Source organism: Haliea sp. (assembly GCF_040222615.1).
Taxonomy (GTDB): Bacteria; Pseudomonadota; Gammaproteobacteria; order Pseudomonadales; family Halieaceae; genus Haliea.
Window position 1 is genome coordinate 1 of the sequence record NZ_JAVKCQ010000231.1, and the last position, 5711, is coordinate 5711.

Annotated in this window: 6 protein-coding genes; 1 reads left to right on the forward strand and 5 read right to left on the reverse strand. The window is 60.1% G+C overall.

Annotated elements, in window-relative coordinates:
* From RJQ10_RS18190 to RJQ10_RS18210, 5 genes are all read right to left on the reverse strand, one after another.
* Nucleotides 1-1214 (reverse strand): type IV pilus secretin family protein (locus tag RJQ10_RS18190; RefSeq protein WP_350148804.1); only part of this gene is annotated, 1214 nt, incomplete at its 3' end.
* A gap of 110 nt (nt 1215-1324) precedes the next feature.
* The gene (locus RJQ10_RS18195) at nt 1325-1858 is read right to left on the reverse strand and encodes a pilus assembly protein PilP (protein WP_350148805.1); all 534 of its coding nucleotides are present in this window, start codon (nt 1856-1858) and stop codon (nt 1325-1327) included.
* 3 nt (nt 1859-1861) lie between these two features.
* Nucleotides 1862-2476 (reverse strand): type IV pilus inner membrane component PilO, encoded by a 615-nt coding sequence (locus RJQ10_RS18200; protein WP_350148806.1) that lies wholly within the window; start codon nt 2474-2476, stop codon nt 1862-1864.
* Nucleotides 2477-2479: 3 nt separating this feature from the next.
* Nucleotides 2480-3046, reverse strand: coding sequence for a PilN domain-containing protein (locus tag RJQ10_RS18205; RefSeq protein WP_350148807.1), 567 nt, complete (start codon nt 3044-3046; stop codon nt 2480-2482).
* Complete coding sequence (locus RJQ10_RS18210; RefSeq protein ID WP_350148808.1) at nt 3046-4110, reverse strand: pilus assembly protein PilM; 1065 nt, start codon at nt 4108-4110, stop codon at nt 3046-3048. The genes RJQ10_RS18205 and RJQ10_RS18210 overlap by 1 nt, the downstream gene beginning before the upstream one ends.
* A 176-nt stretch (nt 4111-4286) precedes the next feature.
* Between RJQ10_RS18210 and RJQ10_RS18215 the strand changes: the two genes are divergently transcribed.
* Nucleotides 4287-5711 (forward strand): penicillin-binding protein 1A (locus tag RJQ10_RS18215; RefSeq protein WP_350148809.1); only part of this gene is annotated, 1425 nt, incomplete at its 3' end.

The window sequence follows — 5711 nt, forward strand, 5'->3', positions numbered from 1 at the left end:
ATCAGGGAGTTGGTGCGGGGCTCAACGATCACCGAGCCGCGCGGCGAAATGAGCGTACCGCCGTCCTCGGAGCCGGCCTTGAGCAGGTTTACCACACTGGCAGCACTGGCGTAGCGAATACGGATGAACTCACTCTGCAGCGGCGCCAGTTCGGCAATCTGCTTGTTGGCTTCAATTTGCTGCCGCTCGCGCTCGGCAATCTCCGCCGCCGGCGCCACCATCAGCACGTTGCCAACCTGCCGCTTGTCCAGGCCCTTGGTCCGCAGCACCAGCTCCAGCGCCTGGTCCCAGGGCACATTCTGCAGGCGCAGGGTGATGCGACCGGAGACCGTATCGCTCGCCACCAGGTTGAGCTCGGTGAAGTCGGCGATAAGCTGCAGCACCGCCCGCACCTCAATATCCTGGAAGTTCAGGGAGATACGCTCTCCGACATAGTTGAACTCGTCGCGGCGATCCTCTATTTCCTTTTTCGACAGCGGCTTGACCGCTATCACGTACTGGTTGTCAGTCTGGTATGCCAGGTAATCGAACTCGCCCGTCGTCTTCAGGGTCAGGGTCGCGCCGCGCTCGGCGCTGTTGACGTCAACGCTGGTAACCGGCGTGGCGAAGTCGGTCACATCGTAGCGCCGCATGAGACGGTCCGGGACAGTGGTGTCGAGGAACTGCACGCGAATGTCCCCACGCTCGCTGAAGACGTTGACATCCACCGCGGGGTTGCTCAACTCAAGGGTCAGCCGGCCCTCGCTGGTTCCTGTCCGCTGGAACTGGAGGTCAGTAATACTTGAACGCTCGCGGGCGACCTGCTCAACCCGGGAAATCAGGCGATTGGGATCGCTGGAGGGTTTGACAAAGTCCCCCGTCTCATCCTGACCAACGATGAGGTAGAGATTGTTGCCCTCAACGCGAGTCTCGTAGGGCACAAGCTTGACCAGGTTGACCACCATACGGGTGCGGTCACCGGATTCCAGCACGACGATGCCGGTGGCATTGCCATAGGGCAGGGAATAGCTCTTGCTCGGCAGGGCGCTGCGGGCGCCGGGGAAATCGATTGCGATCCGGGCCGGCTTCTCAATAGTGTAGGCCTGCATCTCCGGCGGCGTCTCGTCAAACTCCAGACGCACCTCGAACTTGCTGCCAGGGCGGGAGGCAAACTCAATATCAGTAACCGTTGGGGCCGCGTAGCCGACCTGCGCCAATAGACTGAAAACCAGCATTGCTGCCAGATGTTGCAGTCCCAACCCGCGTCTGCAAGATCCTTCTCTCACGGCATTTTTCCCCAAGTTCGCTGTTATATTCAACATGGCTGTCACCAATGGCCCCTGCGTCAGATGCCGCTCAATTCGATTGTCCGCGGGCGCTCTACCCACCCGTCCGCGGTACCGTCACTGACGATTTCCACCACGGCAACGTAGGTATCTGTCATCTCGACCACCCTGCCGTGATTGCGTCCCAGGAAATTCCCCAGTCGGACGCGGTGTACTCCACCCTCGGGATCCCTGATCAGAGTCCACTGGGTACCGCCGCGCTCCAGGGAGCCCACCATCGCAAGCGAGTCAAAGGTATATTGCTCCAGAAACTCCTTGGCCCGGTTCTCGTCAGGCTTGATCGCACTGATCGCCTGCATTTGCGTCATATCGCGCACTTCAACCGGACGATCAAACGGGCTGCGCAGCGCCGTAGCGCTATAGGCAAACGCCTCATAGGCCTGGAAAGTCGGGATCGGCGCGATGATACCGCCGGGACGAGCGCGCTTTTCCGCCATAAACACGTCGAGATCATCGAACCCATCTCCACCGCAGCCGCTCAGCAGGAGCGCTGCGGACACCGCCGTCGCGGCCAGACGCCATACCTTGCTCATGCTCTAGCCCTCCCCATCCTTGTAGCGGTAGGTCTTGGCAGTAATGCTCAGGTTGAGAGCATTGCTGTTACCGGTCCGCGCAGTGATAGAGAAGTCGTGCAGTGTCACGATTCGAGGCAGGCCCGCCATCCCGCTGATGAAAGCGCCCAGATCGTGATACGAACCGGTAGCGGTAATGGCGATCGGCAGCTCCACGTAAAACTCGCGCGCCTGTTCTGCCTGCAGGTTGATGCTGTTGATTTCCAGGCCGTTCATCAGGCCCTTGTTGGTGATATCCTCGAGCAGGCCCGGAACTTCGGTATCGCTGGGCAGCTGACTGACCAGGGCGCCAAAGGATTCCTCCATTTCCACCATCTGCTCTTTGTATGCCTCCAGATTGGCCGCCTCGAAGGCTTTCTTTTCATAGTCCTGCTTCAGCCGGCTCTCTTCCGCCTGCACCCGGTCGAACTGTGCCTGCAGGTCCTTGATATGGAGGTAATAGCCGCCCGCAAGCACCGCAAGGAGCAACAGCACGCTCAGCGCGACCTTGGCCCCTGCCGGCCAGGAACCGATATTGTCAAAATCGATGTCGTTGACATCGAATTCCCTGAGTGCGCGGAGAGTATCTTCGAGTGCCACGAGCTATTCTCCCGCGCCGTTGTCGGATGCAGGCAACTGCACCTTGACCTTCAGGTTGAACGTTGCCGCCTGATCCCCGTACTGGGTCGCCGCTCGTACTGAATCCAGGTTCGGCTGCTGAAGCCAGTCGGACCCGTCAAGCCGACGCATCAAACTCGAGACCCGGTTGTTGGATTCCGCAATACCGGTCAGGGTAATCAGGTTGTTATTGCTGGTCAGGCTGGTATAGAAGACCCCGTCGGGAACGGTCCTGACCAGCTGGTCCAGAACCCGCACGATTATCGGGCGATTACCCTGCAATTCCTGAATGACGCGCATGCGCTCGATCAACTGGTTGCGCCGACGCTGCAGGTCCTTGATCTCAGCAACCTGTGCGTCGAGTACGCGAATATTTTCCTTCAGGTGCTGGTTGCGCGCCTGCTGGTAATCAATCTGGCCGTTGACGACACGGTCGCCCAGCAACACCAGGCACACACCGAGCACGGCCACGGCGGCAAGCAGGATCAGGAACTCCTTCTTGCGCTCGGCTCGGCGCTCTTCGCGCCAGGGCAGGAGGTTAATTTGCGCCATTAGTCAAAGCTCCGCAGTGCGAGGCCACAGGCAATCATCATGGCCGGGGCATCGCTGCTCAGCGCCACGGCATTGACCCGGGAGGAGATCGTCATCTCGGCAAAGGGATTGGCAACAGCGGTCGGAGTGCCCAGCTTGTCCTGCACCAGGTCGACCAGGCCATCCATGGAGGACACGCCGCCCGCCAGAATAATGTAATCGACGTCATTGAACTGACTGGAAGAGAAGAAAAATTGCAGGGAACGCGCCACCTGCTGCACCACGGCCTCTTTGAAGGGAATGAGAACTTCCGGCTCGTAGTCATCGGGCAAACCACCCTGCTTCTTGGCCAGCCCGGCCTCCTCCAGAGGCAGGCCGTAGCGACGCATGATCTCGTCGGTCAGCTGTTTGCCACCAAAAAGCTGTTCGCGGGTGTAGATGGTCTGGCCGTTGTTGAGAACGCTGAGAGTGGTCATGGTGGCGCCGATGTCAACGATCGCCACCATGCTCTCGACTTCCAGGTCGAGCTGGCGCCGGATCAGGCCGTAGGCGCGCTCCATGGCGTAGGCTTCGACATCCATGATCCGGGCTGTGAGCTCGGCGCCCTCGATTGCGTCCACCCGGGAGTCGATCGTTTCCCTGCGGCAGGCGGCAATGAGCACCTCCACCTGGCCGGTATTGGAGGGCGAGGCACCCAGGATCTCAAAGTCGATAGCCACTTCGTCCAGCGGATAGGGAATATATTGATCCGCTTCCAGCGTCAGCTGGGTTTCAAGGTCATCGTCACTGAGCCCCACGGGCATGTCGATGACCTTGGTGATGACCGATGAGCCGGCGACAGCAGCGGCAGCCGTTTTCAGCTTGGTCCGCGACTGCGCCACAACGGTACGAACGGCGTTGGTCACGCCCTCGATGTCATTGACGTTCTTCTCAATGACAGCGTCAACCGGCAGTGATGTCACGGCGTAGCTCTCGACCCGGTAGCGACCCCCGGACTGGCTCAGCTCAAGCAACTTCACTGTAGTGGAGCTGATATCCAACCCCAGTACCGGTGCCGACCTTTTCTTCCCTAGAATGCCAAGCAAATCATTTTCCTATGAGTATCACTAACTTAGCTTGTTTTTATACACCATTACATTAATTATAGGTATAGCATAATCATTCATGCAATCAAAAAGCAAAATAAGCTTATAATTACCAAAAGACACAGACCCCCCTTTCAACCTACAGTAATACAAGTCACTGCTTTGTAAAGGAATAAATGAAGTTCCTCGGTTTTTTATTGCGCTGCTCCCTGCTCGGCTTCCTGGCTGCCAGCTGGCTCCTGGCGGGAGTCTACCTCTACCTGAACCCCGGGCTGCCTGATGTTGCGACCCTGCGGGACGTCAAACTGCAAACCCCGATGCAGGTTTTTACCCGCGACGGCGACCTCATCGGCCAGTTCGGGGAGCAGAAGCGCAACCCCATGCACTTCGATGAAATTCCGCCGCAATTCATCCAGGCACTGCTGGCGGCAGAGGATGACCGTTTCTTCAGCCACCGGGGCGTGGACTTTGCCGGCCTCCTGCGGGCGGTGTCGGAGCTGGCCCTGACCGGTGAAAAAGGTTCGGGCGGCAGCACCCTCACCATGCAGGTGGCGCGCAACTACTTCCTCAGCCTGGAGCGCACATTCATGCGCAAGTTCAACGAGATCCTGCTGGCCTTCCAGATCGAGCGCGCGCTGGAAAAGCAGGAGATCTTTGAGCTCTATTTCAACCGGGTCTTCCTCGGCCATCGCTCCTACGGCTTTGAGGCCGCGGCCCAGGTGTACTACGGCAGCACCATCAGCGAACTGAGCCTGGCCCAGCACGCAATGCTTGCCGGCATACCCAAGGCACCGTCGCGCAACAATCCGATCAGCGGCCCGCAGGCAAGCCTGGAACGGCGGAACTGGATTCTGGGGCGCATGCTCAGCCTTGGCTACATCGATCGCGAAGCCTGGACTGCCGCGGTGGCCGAACCCGTCAGCGCACGGCAGCACGGGGCGCAATTAAGTTTTGCCGCCCACTATGCGGCGGAAATGGCCCGCCAGGAAATGCTGGACCGTTTCGGCATGGCTGCCTACACCGACGGCTACAGGGTGTACACCACCATCAGCAGCGAGCTCCAGCAGCTGGCCCAGGAGGCCGTCATTCGCGGTCTCATCACCTACGACAAGCGCCATGGCTATCGCGGCGCGGAGCGCAAGCTGCCGCCGCCCGCCGAAGACTCCGGCGCCACAGCTATATCGCTGTGGCTTGCGGCCCTGGCCGATACGCCGGTAGTGGCGGGGCTCACACCCGCCATTGTCACCGAGCTGGCGGACGCCCAGGTCAATATCCTGTTCCGTGACGGCAGCACCGGCACCTTGCTCTGGGATCACGGCCTGCGCCAGGCCAGCCCCTACCTTTCAGAGAATGCCGTGGGCCGGGCCCCGCAGAGCGTCGAGGACGTGGTCAGTGCAGGTGACCTCATACGGGTCCAGCAGCGCGAAGACGGCAGCTGGGAGCTGGCCCAGGTCCCGGCCGCCCAGGCGGCGCTGGTATCCCTGAATCCGGACAACGGCGCCATCGTCAGCATCGTGGGCGGGATGGGCTTCGAAAACAGTAAATTCAACCGCGCCGCCCAGGCCCGCCGCCAGCCCGGTTCGAGCTTCAAGCCCTTCGTC

Excerpts from the sequence above, each read along its gene's own strand:
- RJQ10_RS18195 (WP_350148805.1), bottom strand. The coding sequence starts at position 1,858 with ATGAGCAAGGTATGGCGTCTGGCCGCGACGGCGGTGTCCGCAGCGCTC.
- RJQ10_RS18205 (WP_350148807.1), bottom strand. The coding sequence starts at position 3,046 with ATGGCGCAAATTAACCTCCTGCCCTGGCGCGAAGAGCGCCGAGCCGAG.